The sequence below is a fragment of the Chromobacterium sp. IRSSSOUMB001 genome (assembly GCF_023507765.1).
Lineage (GTDB): Bacteria > Pseudomonadota > Gammaproteobacteria > Burkholderiales > Chromobacteriaceae > Chromobacterium > Chromobacterium haemolyticum.
Genome location: NZ_JALCYU010000002.1, coordinates 310,768 through 327,115 on the forward strand (window position 1 = coordinate 310,768; position 16,348 = coordinate 327,115).

The 16,348-nt window shown below is 61.7% G+C and carries 15 protein-coding genes; 2 read left to right on the plus strand and 13 right to left on the minus strand.

Features of this window, described 5'->3' with window-relative positions; genetic code table 11:
- The first annotated feature begins 229 nt into the window (after positions 1-229).
- Entirely contained in the window at positions 230-874 is a 645-nt protein-coding gene (locus MOV80_RS03560; protein ID WP_019100709.1) for a TetR/AcrR family transcriptional regulator, read from the plus strand.
- A gap of 115 nt (positions 875-989) precedes the next feature.
- On the opposite strand, the gene sucD is transcribed toward MOV80_RS03560, so the two are convergent.
- The 13 genes from sucD to MOV80_RS03625 form a co-directional block, all read right to left on the minus strand.
- Entirely contained in the window at positions 990-1,874 is an 885-nt protein-coding gene (gene sucD / locus MOV80_RS03565) for a succinate--CoA ligase subunit alpha (RefSeq protein WP_043592732.1), read from the minus strand.
- Between the two features lie 27 nt (positions 1,875-1,901).
- Entirely contained in the window at positions 1,902-3,074 is a 1,173-nt protein-coding gene (gene sucC / locus MOV80_RS03570; RefSeq protein ID WP_019103254.1) for an ADP-forming succinate--CoA ligase subunit beta, read from the minus strand.
- Positions 3,075-3,273: 199 nt separating this feature from the next.
- On the minus strand, positions 3,274-4,707 hold the full coding sequence (gene lpdA / locus MOV80_RS03575; protein WP_019103255.1) for a dihydrolipoyl dehydrogenase: 1,434 nt from the start codon (positions 4,705-4,707) through the stop codon (positions 3,274-3,276).
- 49 nt (positions 4,708-4,756) lie between these two features.
- The gene (locus MOV80_RS03580) at positions 4,757-4,939 is read right to left on the minus strand and encodes a hypothetical protein (RefSeq protein WP_019103256.1); all 183 of its coding nucleotides are present in this window, start codon (positions 4,937-4,939) and stop codon (positions 4,757-4,759) included.
- Positions 4,940-4,993: 54 nt separating this feature from the next.
- On the minus strand, positions 4,994-6,235 hold the full coding sequence (odhB, locus tag MOV80_RS03585) for a 2-oxoglutarate dehydrogenase complex dihydrolipoyllysine-residue succinyltransferase (protein ID WP_019103257.1): 1,242 nt from the start codon (positions 6,233-6,235) through the stop codon (positions 4,994-4,996).
- A 52-nt stretch (positions 6,236-6,287) separates the two neighbouring features.
- Positions 6,288-9,116, minus strand: coding sequence for a 2-oxoglutarate dehydrogenase E1 component (locus tag MOV80_RS03590; protein WP_039756046.1), 2,829 nt, complete (start codon positions 9,114-9,116; stop codon positions 6,288-6,290).
- A 199-nt stretch (positions 9,117-9,315) separates the two neighbouring features.
- Positions 9,316-10,608 carry a citrate synthase gene (gene gltA / locus MOV80_RS03595; protein ID WP_039756047.1) on the minus strand — a complete coding sequence of 431 codons (1,293 nt, stop codon included), beginning with the start codon at positions 10,606-10,608 and terminating at the stop codon, positions 9,316-9,318.
- 53 nt (positions 10,609-10,661) lie between these two features.
- Entirely contained in the window at positions 10,662-10,910 is a 249-nt protein-coding gene (locus MOV80_RS03600; protein ID WP_019103260.1) for a succinate dehydrogenase assembly factor 2, read from the minus strand.
- Positions 10,907-11,617: a succinate dehydrogenase iron-sulfur subunit gene (locus MOV80_RS03605; protein ID WP_019103261.1), complete on the minus strand. Its 711-nt coding sequence runs from the start codon at positions 11,615-11,617 to the stop codon at positions 10,907-10,909. Before MOV80_RS03605 ends, MOV80_RS03600 begins: the two co-directional genes overlap by 4 nt.
- 13 nt (positions 11,618-11,630) lie before the next feature.
- Positions 11,631-13,403, minus strand: coding sequence for a succinate dehydrogenase flavoprotein subunit (gene sdhA, locus MOV80_RS03610; RefSeq protein ID WP_249604842.1), 1,773 nt, complete (start codon positions 13,401-13,403; stop codon positions 11,631-11,633).
- Entirely contained in the window at positions 13,403-13,747 is a 345-nt protein-coding gene (gene sdhD, locus MOV80_RS03615; RefSeq protein WP_043592734.1) for a succinate dehydrogenase, hydrophobic membrane anchor protein, read from the minus strand. The genes sdhA and sdhD overlap by 1 nt, the downstream gene beginning before the upstream one ends.
- Positions 13,741-14,115, minus strand: coding sequence for a succinate dehydrogenase, cytochrome b556 subunit (sdhC, locus tag MOV80_RS03620; RefSeq protein ID WP_019103264.1), 375 nt, complete (start codon positions 14,113-14,115; stop codon positions 13,741-13,743). Before sdhC ends, sdhD begins: the two co-directional genes overlap by 7 nt.
- Before the next feature lie 235 nt (positions 14,116-14,350).
- Entirely contained in the window at positions 14,351-15,085 is a 735-nt protein-coding gene (locus MOV80_RS03625) for a GntR family transcriptional regulator (RefSeq protein ID WP_249604843.1), read from the minus strand.
- 211 nt (positions 15,086-15,296) lie between these two features.
- Between MOV80_RS03625 and MOV80_RS03630 the strand changes: the two genes are divergently transcribed.
- Positions 15,297-16,277, plus strand: a complete 981-nt coding sequence (locus MOV80_RS03630; RefSeq protein WP_019103266.1) for a malate dehydrogenase — start codon at positions 15,297-15,299, stop codon at positions 16,275-16,277.
- The last annotated feature ends 71 nt before the right edge of the window (positions 16,278-16,348 follow it).

A 16,348-nucleotide genomic window follows, 5' to 3' on the forward strand; every position in this document is an offset into this window, starting at 1 on the left:
TAACAATGTCTTTAAATATTTGCGCATGTTTTAAATCAAACTACCACCTCAATCATGCGTTTCAAATACTCGTAACGCCTGCAAACCTTATCTTGCCGACGCTTGCGTCACAAAATGTCGACAATTTGCCCTAACCACGACAATTTCACCCCAATTTGAGCGATACTTGCGCCTGGACGCGGCCACGGCAATGGGCGGCGCCCGGTTATTTAGACAGAAAGGGGCCAAGATGAGTAAAAGCGGCGAACGGTCGCAAACCTTTCAAAACATCATTGACGCCAGCCTGCAGCTGTTCAATCAGGAGGGCGAGCGCGTCATCACCACCAATCATATCGCCGAGCGGATGAATATCAGCACCGGCAAGTTGTACTATCACTTCCGCAATAAGGAAGAGATCATCAGCGAGCTATACCAGCGCTACGTCAAAGGCATGGCGGAGCAGCTGTCGGCCGCGCTCCGGCACAGCAACTCGATCGAGGCGATGGTGGGGGCGATGGAAAAAACGCTGCGGCACATCTGGAGCTTCCGCTTCCTGCCCAAGAGCATGCCCAGCCTGTACTACCTGCACCCGGAGCTGGCGGAAAATCACCAACAGTTGTCCCGCGGCCAGTTGGCCGGCAAGCTGGCCCAATTGTTCGCCCGCCTGCGCGAACAGGGTGTGCTGCTGGGCGACGACAAGCAACTGGCTCATCTGGTCCAGCACTTTCAGATGGTGCAGACTGGCTGGGTAACCACGCTCAAGCACTCCGCCACGCCCAGCGAGCTGGAGCGCATGGTAAAAGACGGCTGTCGCAGCCTGCTCTATCTGCTGACGCCTTACGTCGATCCGCGCTACCGGCCGCCGTTCGACCGCGTCTGCGCGCGCTACGCCTGAACGGCGACGCATAAAAAAAACACCCCTGGCGAGCCAGGGGTGTTTTGCATGCGGCCTTAGAATCCATCCACGATCTCGCGAGCTAGAGCGAGCGCGGCAGATCGTGAACAGCTTCTTAGATCATGCCCTTGCTTTTCAGCAGCTCAAACATGGTTTTGCCGATTTCCGCCGGGCTGCGGGTGTAGGCGATGCCGGCCTTCTCGAAGGCCTTGAACTTCTCTTCCGCCGTGCCCTTGCCGCCGGAGATGATGGCGCCCGCATGGCCCATGCGCTTGCCCTTGGGAGCCGTCACGCCCGCGATGTAGCCGACCACCGGCTTGGTCACGTAGGACTTTGCGAACTCGGCCGCCTCTTCCTCGGCGGAACCGCCGATTTCGCCGATCATCACGATGGCGTCGGTGTCCGGATCATCCTGGAACAGTTTCAGCGCGTCGATGTGGCTGGTGCCCGGGATCGGGTCGCCGCCGATGCCGATGCAGGTGGACTGGCCCAGACCCAGCGCGGTGGTTTGCGCCACGGCTTCATAGGTCAGAGTGCCGGAACGGGACACGATGCCGATGCGGCCCGGGTTGTGAATGTGCCACGGCATGATGCCGATCTTGCACTCGCCCGGGGTGATGATGCCGGGGCAGTTCGGGCCGATCAGGCGGATGCCGGCTTCGTCCACGGCTTTCTTCACGTACAGCATGTCCAGGGTGGGCACGCCTTCGGTGATGCAGACGATCAGCTTCACGCCGCTGTCGATGGCTTCCAGGATGGAATCCTTAGCGAAGGCCGCGGGCACGTAGATCACCGAGGCGTCTGCCTGGGTCTGACGCACGGCGTCCTTCATGGTGTTGAACACCGGCAGGCCCAGGTGCTCGGAACCGCCTTTGCCCGGGGTTACGCCGCCTACGACCTTGGTGCCCACTTTCAACGCCTGCTCGGCGTGGAAAGTGCCGTTCTTGCCGGTGAAGCCTTGCACCAGCACTTTGGTGTCTTTGTTTACCAATACGCTCATTTTGTATTCCTCAGCTCAGTGCGGGTCTCAGGCAGCGGCCTTGACGGCGGCGACGATCTTCTCGGCAGCGTCGTTCAGACCCTGGGCGGAAGTCAGTTTCAGACCGGAGTCGTCCAGGATCTTGGCGCCCAGCTCGGCGTTATTGCCTTCCAGACGCACCACGACCGGCACGGTCACGTTCACTTCCTTCACCGCGGCGATGATGGCTTCGGCGATCATGTCGCAACGCACGATGCCGCCGAAGATGTTGATCAGCACGCCCTGCACCGAGGTATCGGCCAGGATCAGCTTGAAGGCTTCGATCACGCGCTCTTTGGTGGCGCCGCCGCCCACGTCCAGGAAGTTGGCCGGTTGGCCGCCCTTCAGCTTGATGATGTCCATGGTGGCCATCGCCAGGCCGGCGCCGTTCACCATGCAGCCGATATTGCCTTCCAGCGCCACGTAGTTCAGGTCAAACTCGGAAGCTTTCACTTCGCGTTCGTTTTCCTGGCTCTTGTCGCGTTGCGCCAGCAGTTCCGGGTGGCGGTACAGCGCGTTGGAGTCCAGGTTGATCTTGCCGTCCACGCAGGCCAGCTGGCCGTTTTCACGCAGTGCCAGCGGGTTCACTTCGAACAGGGCGAAGTCGTTTTCGACGAAGGCCTTGTAGGCGCCCAGCATCAGCTTGGTGAAGGCGGCAACTTGCTCGCCCTTCAGTTCCAGCGCGAAAGCGGCGTCGCGAGCCTGGAACGGCTGCATGCCCACCAAGGGATCGATCTCGATCTTGATGATCTTTTCCGGGGTTTCCTCGGCTACTTTCTCGATTTCCACGCCGCCTTCGGTGGACACCATGAACACCACGCGCTGGCTGCCGCGGTCAACCACGGCGCCCAGGTAGAGTTCACGCTGCACCGGGTACATGTCTTCGCACACCAGCACGCTGTTCACAGGCTGGCCGGCGGCGTCGGTCTGGTAGGTCACCAGGTTCTTGCCGATCAGGCCTTTGGCCACTTCGGCGGCTTCTTCGCGGCTTTTCACCACTTTCACGCCACCGGCCTTGCCGCGGCCGCCGGCATGCACCTGAGCCTTGACGACGGCGAATTTACCGCCCAGTTTATCGTAAGCGGCAGCGGCTTCTTCCGGCGTAGCGGCCAGAATGCCCTGTTGCACCGGCAGGCCGTATTTGGCCAGCAGCTCTTTCGCTTGGTATTCGTGCAGGTTCATCTATGGTTTCCTTTCGGAGAAATGGATGGCGGGCTGAAACCGACGCCCCTATTTCTTTGAGTCGCTTGTAAACCTTTAATGTATCTGGCGCGCGCCGTCACCCCCCAGGCTGACCGGCGTCGCCGCATACTCCGTCAACCGGCCCCCAAGGGAGCCGTTTTGCCGAGCCGTGCGCGATTGTACACGACCCGGCGAACGCTTAGCCGTGCAAAGCGCGCTTGTCGGCGGCCAGAGCGGCTTCGTGTATCACTTCCGACAAGGACGGGTGGGCGTGGACAATGCGCGCCAGGTCTTCGCTGGCGGCCTTGAACTCCATCGACACCACGCCTTCGCTGACCAACTCGGACACCATCGGGCCTATCATGTGCAGGCCCAGGATGCGGTCGGTCTTGGCGCAGGCCAGGATCTTGACCGTGCCTTGCGCCTGGCCCAGACCCAGCGCGCGGCCGTTGGCGCCGAAACCGGAAGTGCCCTTCTTGTACTCTACGCCCTCGGCCTTCAACTGCTCCTCGGTCTTGCCGACCCAGGCGATCTCCGGAGAAGTGTAGATCACCCACGGAATCACGCCGAAATCCACGTGCGGCTTCTGGCCGGCGATACGCTCGGCCACGGCCACGCCCTCTTCCGACGCCTTGTGCGCCAGCATCGGGCCGCGCACCACGTCGCCGATCGCCCATACATTGGGCAGATTGGTGTGGCAATGATCGTCCACCGCCACAAAGCCGCGCTCGTCCAGTTGCAGGCCCACCGCATCGGCGCCCAGGCCCTGGGTGTTGGGCACGCGGCCGATGGACACGATCAGCTTGTCGAACTCGGCCTTGACCGCTTCGCCGTTCAGTTCGTAATTGACGGTGACGCTCTTCTTGCCGGCCTTCACTTCGCCGATCTTGACGCCCAGCTTGATGTCCAGGCCGGTGTCCTTGGTCAGGGTCTTGAAGGCTTCCTTGGCGATCTGCTGGTCGGCCGCGGCGAGGAAGGTCGGCATCGCTTCCAGGATGGTCACTTCGGCGCCCAAACGCTTCCAGACGGAGCCCATTTCCAGGCCGATCACACCGGCGCCGATCACGCCCAGGCGCTTGGGCACATCCGTCAGCGCCAGCGCGCCCTCGTTGTCCAACACCAGCTTGTTGTCGGTGGCCAGGCCCGGCAGCGCGCGCGGGCTGGAACCAGTGGCCACGATCACATGGCCGGCTTCCAGGGTGTCCACCACCTTGCCGCCGTCGCTGACCTCGATCACCCACTTCTCGCCTTGACGGCCCTTGAAGCTGGCCAGGCCGTGGATGTTGGCGACCTTGTTCTTCTTGAACAGGAAGCTGATGCCCGCGGCGTTCTTGGTGATGATGTCGGTCTTGCGCGAAATCATCTGCGCCACGTCCATCTTGGCGCCGGAGACGCTGATGCCGTGCTTGGCGAAATCATGCTGCACCGCGTGGAAGTTTTCCGACGACTGCAGCAGCGCCTTGGACGGAATGCAACCGACGTTCAGGCAGGTGCCGCCCAGCGACGCCTTGCCTTCCGGGTTTTTGAACGCATCCACGCAGGCGGTGTTGAAACCCAGCTGGGCGGCGCGGATGGCGGCTACGTAACCGCCGGGGCCGCCGCCGATCACCACTACATCAAACGATTGGCTCATCTTGTTTTCCTTTGTCGGTGGCGGGCGCGCGGCCCGCCGGCTGCCGGGTCTACTTGCCGACCTTCAGCAGCAGAATGCCGAATGCGATCATGAACAGACAGAGAATGCTTTTGCCGATCAAGCTGTACAGGTCTTCGCGCACACCGTTTTGGCGTTTTTTCCAGGTCAGCCAGCCTATGGCCACGCCGGCCAGGATGGCGGCAATTCCGTAAAACCAGTCGGGCAACTGCATTCAAGCTCCATTCATCGCAAGACAGGCCGGGAGCGCGCCCCCGGCCGCGGGTGATTACAAGTCGAGGATCAGGCGGGCCGGATCTTCAATCGCGTCCTTGATCGCCACCAGGCTCAGCACGGCTTCGCGGCCGTCGATGATGCGGTGGTCGTAGGATTGGGCAAGATACATCATCGGACGCACCACCACTTGACCGTTCTCAACCACGGCGCGCTCCTTGGTGGCGTGCATGCCCAGAATCGCGGACTGCGGCGGGTTGATGATGGGGGTGGACATCATCGAACCGAAGGTGCCGCCGTTGGAGATGGTGTAGGTGCCGCCGGTCAGTTCTTCCACGGTCAGCTTGCCTTCCTGGGCGCGCTTGCCGAAGTCGGCGATCTGCTTCTCGATGTCTGCCAGGCTCAGTTGGTCGGCATTGCGGATCACCGGCACCACCAGGCCGCGCGGGCTGCCCACGGCCACGCCGATGTCGAAGTAGCCGTGATAGATGATGTTATTGCCGTCCACCGAGGCGTTGACGATCGGGTATTTCTTCAGCGCGGCGACCACGGCCTTGACGAAGAAACCCATGAAACCCAGCTTGATGCCGTGTTCCTTCTCGAAGCGATCCTTGTACTTGGCCCGCAGGTCCATCACCGGCTTCATGTTCACTTCATTGAAGGTGGTGAGAATGGCGTTGGTCTGCTGCGACAGGATCAGGCGCTCGGCCACGCGCTGACGCAGGCGAGACATCGGCACGCTCTGTTCCGGACGGTCGGACAGGATGGCGGCGACATTGACCGCGGCCGGGGTGGCGGACAGCGCGGCGCCGGCTGCGGCCGGAGCCAGCACCGGACCGGCCTGTGCCGGGGCGGCTTGCTTAGCGGCCTGCACGTCTTCCTTCAGCACGCGGCCGTCGCGGCCGGAACCGGCCACCTTGGACAGGTCGACGCCGGTTTCCGCGGCCAGTTTGGCGGCGGACGGCATGGCGGCGGCGCCTGCCGGGGCGGCGGCGGGAGCCGGAGCAGCTGCCGGGGCCGGAGCGGCCGCTGCCGCCGGAGCCACGTCGCCGGCCTTGGCGGCGGTGTCGATCTTGGCGATCAGTTGGCCGGACACCACGGTGGCGCCGTCTTCCACGATGATTTCAACGATCACGCCTGCCTGGGGCGCCGGCAGTTCCAGCACCACTTTGTCGGTTTCCAGATCGATCAGGTTCTCGTCGCGGCTGACGGCTTGGCCAACCTTCTTGTGCCAGCTCATCAGCGTGGCTTCGGATACGGACTCGGGCAGTTGCGGGACGGTGACTTCAATCAGCATGTTCTTCTCCATGTAGAGGCAGCCCTCCGGCTGCCTCGAACTCATTCAGTGGTTATTTGGCGACCGACATGGCTTCTTCAACGAAAGCCTTGAGTTGGGCGACGTGTTTGCTCATATAGCCTACGGCCGGGGAAGCGGACGACGGACGGCCGGCGAACGACAAGGACTGCTTGGCCCCCAGCAGGCCTTCCAGGCGGTGACGGATCTGGTACCACGCGCCTTGGTTGCGCGGCTCTTCCTGCACCCACATCACTTCGCGAGCCTGCGGGAAGCGCGCCAGCTCAGCGGCCACCTGCTCGGTCGGGAACGGGTAGAGCTGCTCGATGCGGACGATGGCGATATCGTCGTCCAGGCCGCGCTCCTTGCGGGCGGCGGCAAGGTCGTAATACACCTGGCCGGCGCACAGCAACACGCGCTTGACCTTCTTGGCGTCCTGCACCACCGAGTCGCCGATCACCGGGCGGAAACTTCCGCTGGTGAACGCTTCGATCGGGCTCATCGAATCCTTGAAGCGCAGCAGGCGCTTGGACAGGAAGATCACCAGCGGCTTGCGGTACGGACGCAGCACCTGACGACGCAGCATGTGGAACATCTGCGAAGCTTCGGACGGCATCACCACTTGCATATTGTGCTCGGCGCACAGTTGCAGCCAACGCTCCAGGCGCGCGGACGAGTGCTCCGGGCCCTGGCCGTCGTAGCCATGCGGCAGGATGGTGGTCAGGCCGCACAGACGGCCCCACTTGGTCTCGCCGGAGGAAATGAACTGGTCGATGGCCACCTGGGCGCCGTTGGCGAAGTCGCCGAACTGAGCCTCCCAAATCACCAACTGATCCGGAGCGGAACAGGCATAACCGTATTCATAGGCCAGCACCGCTTCTTCGTTCAGGATGGAGTCGATCACCAGAAAATCAGCCTGGTTGTCGGACATATTGCGCAGCGGCACATAGCTGCCCTGGTCCCAGCTCTCACGGTTCTGGTCGTGCAACACCGAATGGCGGTGGGAGAAAGTGCCACGGCCGGAGTCTTCACCGGACAGGCGCACGCCGAAACCGTTGGTCACCAGGCTGGCGTAAGCCAAGGTCTCTGCCATGCCCCAGTCCGCGTTCTGCTCGCCGGCGGCCATCGCCTTGCGCGCGGCCAGCACCTTCTGCACCGTCGGGTGCAGCTTGAAGCCCTCCGGCAGCGAGGTGAACTTGTCGGTCAGGCGCTGGATGTCGGCCTGCGGCAAGGAGGTGTCGGTCGGGTGCGCCCAGTGGGTGCCGAGGTACTGGCTGAAGTCCAGCGCGTGCTCGCGCTTGTAGTTGGTCAGCGCGGTCTGCTCTACGTGCTCGCCCTTGTCCAGCGCGTCGCGGTAGGCCTGGATTTGCGCGTCGGCTTCTTCCGCCTTCAGCACGCCTTCCTGCACCAGACGCTCGGCGTACATCGCGCGCACGCCCTGATGCTTGGCGATTTTCTTGTACATCATCGGCTGGGTCAGGAAGGGATCGTCGCCCTCGTTGTGGCCCAGCTTGCGATAGCACACCAGATCGATGACCACGTCCTTCTTGAAGGTCATCCGGTAGTCCAGCGCGGCCTGCATCACATAGCAGACAGCTTCCGGATCATCGCCGTTGACGTGGAAGATCGGCGCTTCGATCATCTTGGCCACGTCGGTGCAGTACATCGTCGAACGGATATCGCGGGTGTCCGAGGTGGTGAAGCCCACCTGGTTGTTGATCACGATATGGATGGTGCCGCCAGTGCCGTAGCCGCGGGTCTGCGACAGGTTGAAAGTGCCCTGGTTGACGCCCAGACCGCCAAAGGCGGAGTCGCCGTGAATCAATACCGGTACCGCGGTCTTGCGTTCCGTGTCCTTGCGGCGCTCTTGACGCGCGCGCACCGAGCCCTCCACCACCGGGTTGACGATCTCCAGATGAGAAGGGTTGAAGGCCAGCGACACATGCATCGGGCCGTCGGCGGTCGGGATGTCCGACGAGAAGCCCATGTGGTACTTCACGTCGCCGGAAGCCATTTGCTGGGCGGCCTTGCCTTCGAACTCGGCGAACAGGTCGCGCGGCAGCTTGCCCAGGGTGTTGACCAGCACGTTCAAACGGCCGCGGTGAGCCATGCCGATGATCAGTTCCTGCACGCCCTGGCCGGTGGCGTTCTGGATAAGATGGTCCAGCGCGGCGATAGCCGACTCGCCGCCTTCCAGCGAGAAGCGCTTCTGGCCGACGTATTTGGTGTGCAGATAGCGTTCCAGCGTCTCGGCGGCGGTGATCTGCTTCAGGATGCGCTGCTTCTTGGCCGCGTCGTAATGCGGCGTGGACAGGTCGCCCTCGAAGCGCTTTTGCACCCAATGCTTTTCATCCGACTTGGTGATGTGCATGTACTCGACGCCGATATTGCCGCAGTAGGTCTGCTTCAAACGCGCCAGAATGTCGGACAGCGGCATCTTCTGCGGGCCCACCAGCGAGCCGGCGTTGAATTGCACAGCCATGTCGGCCCCGGTCAGTCCATGGGTAGCCGGATCCAGTTCGCGCACCAGTTCCTGATCCATGCGCTTGAGCGGGTCCAGGTTGGCCTGGCGGCTGCCCAGCACGCGGTAGGCGGAAATCAATTTCAGCACCCCCACCTGCTTTTGCATGGTGTCCCATTCAGCCCCGCTGCTGGCGCGCTGGCCGGCGGCCGGCTTCTTGGCCAGCTGAATGAAGGATTCCTGGATCGGCATGTGCGGCACATCGCGTTCGGCAGCGCCCGGCGCTTGCGCCAGCTTGTCGAAATAGTCGCGCCACTCATTCGGAACGGAATTGGCGTCAGCGAGGTACTGTTCGTACAGCTCCTCGATGAACGGTGCATTCCCACCGAACAGGTAAGAATGGCTGTACATGGATTGCATCATGGGGCTACCCTTTGTCGTTTCTGTTCGGAATCCGGCCAGCTACGCCCTGGCGCGAACTCCCTGTTGCAGCATGGGGAAAACGCTATCGGAAAAACTTTCTTGTTGTGCTTCCCATAACATTCTGACCCTGCCCCGGCCCGCCTTCGGGCCGGAAAAAAAGGCTGACTGAAGCCCTGCTCCAGCCAACCCTCGTTCCTGCTTACTTGCGTTTCTCCACCGGGGTGAAATCGCGGCGGGGAGCGCCGGTGTACAACTGGCGCGGACGGCCGATCTTCATCGCCGGATCGGAGATCATCTCGCTCCAGTGGGCGATCCAGCCCACGGTGCGGGCCAGCGCGAAGATCGGGGTGAACATCGACACCGGGATGCCGATCGCCGACAACACGATGCCGGAGTAGAAGTCCACGTTCGGGTACAGCTTGCGCTCGATGAAGTACGGATCGGACAAGGCGATCTTTTCCAGCTCCATCGCCAGCTTGAACTTGGGATCGTTGTGCAGGCCCAGTTCGTTCAGCACTTCGTCGCAGGTCTGCTTCATGATGGAGGCGCGCGGGTCCATGTTCTTGTACACGCGGTGGCCAAAGCCCATCAGCTTGTAGCGCTTGTCCTTCACGCCCTGCATGAAGTCGGCCACGTTTTCCACGCTGCCGATCTCGTCCAGCATCTTCAGCACGGCTTCGTTGGCGCCGCCGTGAGACGGGCCCCACAGGCAGGCGATGCCGGCGGCGATGCAGGCGAAGGGATTGGCCCCGGAGGAGCCGGCCAGACGCACGGTGGAGGTGGAAGCGTTCTGCTCATGGTCCGCGTGCAGAGTGAAGATGCGGTCCAGCGCGCGCGCCAGCACCGGGTTCACCTTGTACTCTTCGCACGGGGTGGAGAACATCATGTGCAGGAAGTTTTCCGCGTAGGTCAGGCCGTTTTTCGGGTAGGAGAACGGCAGGCCCTTGTTGTAGCGGTAAGCTTGCGCGGCGATGGTCGGCAGCTTGGCCACCAGGCGATGCGCGGAAATGCGGCGATGTTCCGGATTGGAGATGTCCAAGGAGTCATGGTAGAAGGCGGACAGCGCGCCCACCACGCCCACCATCACGGCCATCGGATGCGCGTCGCGGCGGAAGCCCTTGAACAGGCTCATCAGCTGATCATGCAGCATATTGTGGCGCATGATGCCGCGTTCGAATTCCTTGCGCTGCGCCGCGGTCGGCAGCTCGCCGTTCAACAGCAGGTAGCAGACTTCAAGATAATCGCTTTTCTCGGCGAGTTGCTCGATCGGGTAGCCGCGGTAGTAGAGCTGTCCCAGATCGCCGTCGATAAAGGTGATGCCGGACTCGCAGCTGGCGGTGGCCAGGAAGCCCGGGTCGAACGTGAACATGCCGGTTTTGGAGAAGGTGCGGATGTCTACGACATCCGGCCCCAAAGTGCCGCTCTGGACCGGCAAATCCAGAGTTTCCTTACCCTCGTTGTATGTGAGCGTTACTTTGCGATTAGTTTCCACAGCAATACTCCCAGTCGGTTTATGGTCGTTGTAATTGGGGTGATGCATAGCCGTCAGAGCGAGCGGAGAATCGCCACGATGGCCATCTCTTCAGGATCGTCCAGATCGGCCTTGCCGCTGACGACATCCAGAAAATCGGTATCGGGCAAATCCAGCAACCGCCTATAAGCCTCAATCTCAGCCGGGGCCAACTGGTCGAAGGGGCCGGCGAAGAACTTCTCCAACACCAGATCCAGCTCCAGTAGCCCCCGCCGGGACCGCCAACGGATCCGCTTGAGTTCAATCGGATCGTAGGCGGTCATACTGCACGCTTGACCATCAGGTCCTTGATCTTGCCAATCGCCTTGGTTGGATTCAGGCCCTTGGGACACACGTCCACGCAGTTCATGATGGTGTGGCAACGGAACAAGCGGTACGGATCTTCCAGGTTGTCCAGACGCTCCTTGGTGGCTTCGTCGCGCGTGTCCGCGATGAAGCGGTAGGCGGCCAACAGACCGGCCGGGCCGACGAACTTGTCCGGGTTCCACCAGAAGGACGGGCAGGACGTCGAGCAGCAAGCGCACAGAATGCACTCATACAGGCCGTCCAGTTCCTTGCGGTCTTCCGGCGACTGCTTGCGTTCGCGCTCCGGCGGCGGCGTGTCGTTGATCACGTAGGGCTTGATCGAGTGGTACTGCTTGAAGAACTGAGTCATGTCCACGATCAGATCGCGGATCACCGGCAGACCCGGCAGCGGACGCAGCTCGATCGGCTGTTTCAGGTCGCGGAAGTCGGTCAGGCAGGCCAGGCCGTTCTTGCCGTTGATGTTCATCGCGTCGGAACCGCAGACGCCTTCGCGACAGGAGCGACGGAAGCTCAGCGTGTCGTCCTTCACCTTCAGCTTGACCAGCGCGTCCAGCAGCTTGTGCTCGGTGGAACTCATCTCCACGCTGATGTCCTGCATGTACGGCTTGGCATCGGTTTCCGGGTTGTAGCGGTAGATGCGGAATTTGACGGTTTCGGTAGTCATCTTGATGGCACCCTTAGTAGGAGCGGGTCTTCAGCGCGATCGTATCGACCGACAGCGGCTTCAGGGTGACCGGCTTGTAGTCCAGACGGTTGGCTTCGCGATACCACAGGGTATGCTTCAGCCAGTTCTTGTCGTCGCGGCCGTTCGGGGTTTCCTCGGAGTCCTTGGCGTCGTCGCGCACATGGGCGCCGCGGCTCTCGGTGCGGGCATTGGCCGAGATCATCGTGGCCTTGGCCACTTCGATCAGGTTTTCCAGCTCCAGCGCCTCGATACGGGCGGTATTGAAGACATTGGACTTGTCGGAAATCTCGGTGCGCTGCACCATCTTCTCCACTTCCAGAATCTTCTCCACGCCTTCGGCCAGCATGTCCTTGAAGCGGAACACGCCGCAGTGCGCCTGCATGGTGCGCTGCATGGCTTCACGCGCATCGTTGACCTGCACGCCGCCGGTCTGGGTGTTCAGACGCTCAACACGGGCCAGCGAGCGTTCAACATCCGCCAGCGCCAGCTCCGGCAGATCTTCCGGCTGCTGCTTGATGAACTCGATCATCGAATTAGCCGAGCTCTTGCCGAACACCAGCAAATCCAGCAATGAGTTGGTGCCCAGGCGGTTGGCGCCGTGCACCGACGCGCACGCGCATTCGCCCGCGGCATAGAAGCCCTGCACTTTTTCGCCATGCACCACCACTTCGCCGTGGTAGTTGGTGGGAATGCCGCCCATTTGGTAATGGCAGGTCGGCACCACCGGAATCGGGGCCTTGATCGGGTCCACGCCGGCGAACTTGATCGAGATCTCGCGGATGCCCGGCAGCTTGGACATGATCACTTCCGGATCCAGATGAGTGATGTCCAGCAGCACGTGATCCTTGTTCGGGCCACAGCCGCGGCCTTCGTTGATCTCGGTCACCATCGCGCGCGACACCACATCGCGGGACGCCAGATCCTTGGCGTTGGGCGCGTAGCGTTCCATGAAACGCTCGCCCTGCGCATTGCGCAGAATGCCGCCTTCGCCGCGCACGCCTTCGGTGATCAACACGCCCGCGCCAGCCACGCCGGTCGGGTGGAACTGCCAGAACTCCATGTCTTCCAGCGGAATGCCTGCGCGTGCGGCCATGCCCAGGCCGTCGCCGGTATTGATGAAGGCGTTGGTGGACGAGGAGAAGATGCGGCCGGCGCCGCCGGTGGCGAACAGGGTGGCCTTGGCCTGGAACACGACGATTTCCGAAGTTTCCATTTCCATGGCGATCACGCCCTGGACATTGCCGTTGGCATCGCGGATCAGGTCCAGCGCCATCCATTCAACGAAGAAGTGAGTGTTGGCGCGCACATTGCGCTGGTACAGCGCGTGCAGCATGGCGTGGCCGGTCCGGTCGGCCGCGGCGCAAGCGCGACGCACCGGCTTCTCGCCGAAGTTCGACATATGGCCGCCGAACGGGCGCTGATAGATGGAACCGTCGGCGTTGCGGTCGAACGGCATGCCGAAGTGTTCCAGCTCCACCACCACCTTGGGCGCTTCGCGGCACATGAATTCGATGGCGTCCTGATCACCCAGCCAGTCCGACCCCTTGACGGTGTCGTACATATGCCAGTGCCAATGATCTTCCTCGGAATTGCCGAGCGAAGCGGACACGCCGCCTTGGGCGGCAACGGTGTGGGAGCGGGTCGGGAATACCTTGGACAGCACAGCTGTCTTCAGGCCGGCCTCGGACAATTGCAAGGCCGCGCGCATGCCTGCTCCGCCTGCCCCAACGATAACGGCGTCGAAATGACGAACAGGAATACCCATTACAGCCCCCAGACCACTTTAACGGAATAGATAAAACAGGAAACCAGCCAAACGATGGTGAACACGTGCAGCGCCAGGCGAACGCCCACCGGCTTCACATAGTCCATCCACAGATCGCGGATGCCCACCCATACGTGGAGGAACAGGGCGATCAAGCTCACCTGGGTCAGCAGTTGCACCCAGAACTGGCCGAAGAACGCCTTCCAACCTTCGTAGCCGGACGGCATGGTCAACAGGAACAAAGCCAAAGCCACGGTGTAGATCAACATGATCACCGCGGTGACGCGCTGCATGATCCAATCGCGCAGGCCATAGCCGGCGCCGACGACATTGCGGTTTACCATAGAGCAACTCCCAGAACCACGGTCAGCGCCAGGCTGACTGCCACAACGGTCTTGGCGGTGGCGCGGGCGGTCTGCAGTTCAAGACCTTTATGAATATCGAGGAAGAGGAAACGGATACCGGCACAGAAATGGTGCATATACGCCCACAACAGGCCGAGCAACACCAGCTTCATCAGCGGGTTGCCCACCACGGCGCGGTAGGTTTCGAACGATTCTGCCGAACTCAGCGAACCGTGCAACAGGTAAATCAACAGTGGGAGAGAAAAGAACAGCGCAACACCGCTGATCCGGTGCAAGATCGAGACGATGCCGGGAATCGGCAATCTGATCTTGGCCAGATCCAGGTGCTTTGGTCGTTGCTTCTGCATATGGCTTCCTTGGATGTTTTTAGAACCAAGAGGTTACACAACAGACGACCCGCTACGAGGCCGCCCGCCTGAAGGGCTCCGTTTTTGTTATGGCTGGATGCCCGTCATTACCGCTCATGCCGCACCAGGAATATCGCGGTGCAATATGACCCGGGGATTCTAGCAAAACTGGCTGGCCGCGGCCTGTCTTTCGCCGCCGGCCCAGCCGTCCACATCACGTCAAAAGCCCGCCGCGTCAAGCCCGGCGGGCGGTATAAGCCCAGTTGTGCGTCAAACAGTAACGCTGCCGCCACTCCAGCGGCACGCCCTCCATCGAGCCTGAAACCCGTATCAGGCTCAAGGCCGGCGCCTCGGCCACCATGCCGGTGACGCCGAGCAACGCGCTTTCCTCGCGCGGCAGCATCAGCGCGCGGAACTGCTCGCACAATACTTTCAAACGGATGCCGAAGCGCTGCTGCAGCGCCTGATACACCCCGGACGAACCGCGCAGCCAGCGCGCGTCCAGCCCGTCAAACTCGTCGGCCGGCAAGAAGGCCTCATCCACCGCGACCGGGATGCCGTGCCAGCGCCACAACTGCCGAACTCTCAATAAAGGCGCAGCGCGCCGCAATTGCAATGCCGCGGCCATGTCATCGCTGGCGTTGCCTCGCGAAATACCGAGGAACTCCCTCGCCAGATCGTCCGGCTGCTCGTTGAACAGCCCCGGCGTCAACAGCAGGCCTTCGCCCCATTCGCTGGGCGCCGGCGCCACGAAAGTGCCCCTGCCCTGCGCGCGATACAAAAGACCATCGGCCACCAGTTCGCTCAAAGCCTTGCGCACCGTGCCCTGGCTTGCGCCCAGCTCGTCCGCCAAATCCCATTCACTGGGCAAGGCATCGTTTTCCTGCCACTCGCCATCGCCGATCCGTCGCAGCAACTGCTGCTTGATTTGGCTGTACAGCGGCTGTCTACGCAGCGGTCGATCTGTCATGCTCTCTGTTGTATCACCAAACAAATCAAGCGTAAAGACAAGTCTTATATAAGACATAAGACTTTGCCCCCCCCTATCAGCTTTTCTGATGAGGATTCCACCCCCACATTGGCTATACTCCGTGTTACACTCAGCCGCACAAAAGCATTCAATGCTGCAGAGCAACATCTGCATATCGTCATTATCGGATACATCAAAGGAGAGTCCGCCAATGAAAGCTCCCGTTCGCGTCGCCGTCACCGGCGCAGCCGGCCAAATCGGCTACAGTCTGCTGTTCCGCATTGCCAGCGGCGAAATGCTCGGCAAGGATCAACCGGTCATCCTGCAACTGCTGGACCTGCCGCAAGCTCAAACCGCCCTCAAGGGCGTGATGATGGAATTGGAAGACTGCGCCTTCCCCCTGCTGGCCGGCATGGTCGCCACCGACGATCCGAACGTGGCCTTCAAGGACGTCAAGGTCGCGCTGCTGGTAGGCGCCCGCCCGCGCAGCAAGGGCATGGAGCGCAAGGATCTGCTGGAAGCCAACGGCGCCATCTTCACCGTGCAGGGCAAGGCGCTGAACGACCACGCCGCCCGCGACGTGAAAGTGCTGGTGGTGGGCAACCCGGCCAACACCAACGCCTGGATCGCGATGAAGTCCGCTCCGGACCTGAATCCGAAAAACTTCACCGCCATGTTGCGTCTTGACCACAACCGCGCGCTGTCCCAGATCGCCGCCAAAACCGGCAAGCCGGTGGCCGCCATCGAGAAGCTGGCGGTATGGGGCAACCACTCGCCGACCATGTACGCCGACTACCGCTTCGCCAGCATCGCCGGCCAGCCGGTCAAGGCCATGATCAACGACGAAGCCTGGAACCGCGACGTATTCCTGCCCACCGTGGGCAAACGCGGCGCCGCCATCATTGAAGCGCGCGGCCTCTCCTCCGCCGCTTCCGCAGCCAATGCCGCCATCGACCACGTCCATGACTGGGTGCTGGGCAGCAACGGCAAGTGGGTGACCATGGGCATTCCGTCCGACGGCTCCTACGGCATCCCGGAAGGCGTGATGTACGGCTTCCCGGTTGTATGCGAAAATGGCGAATACAAGATTGTGCAAGGTCTGGAAATCGACGAGTTCAGCCGCGAGCGGATGAACTTCACCCTGGCCGAACTGGAAGAAGAGCGCGCCGCCATCGCTCACCTGTTTGGCTGATCCATCCCAAGTCTTTTCAGCAAAAGCGCACCTTACGGTGCGCTTTTTTGTCTTTGATCAAGACCCGATTT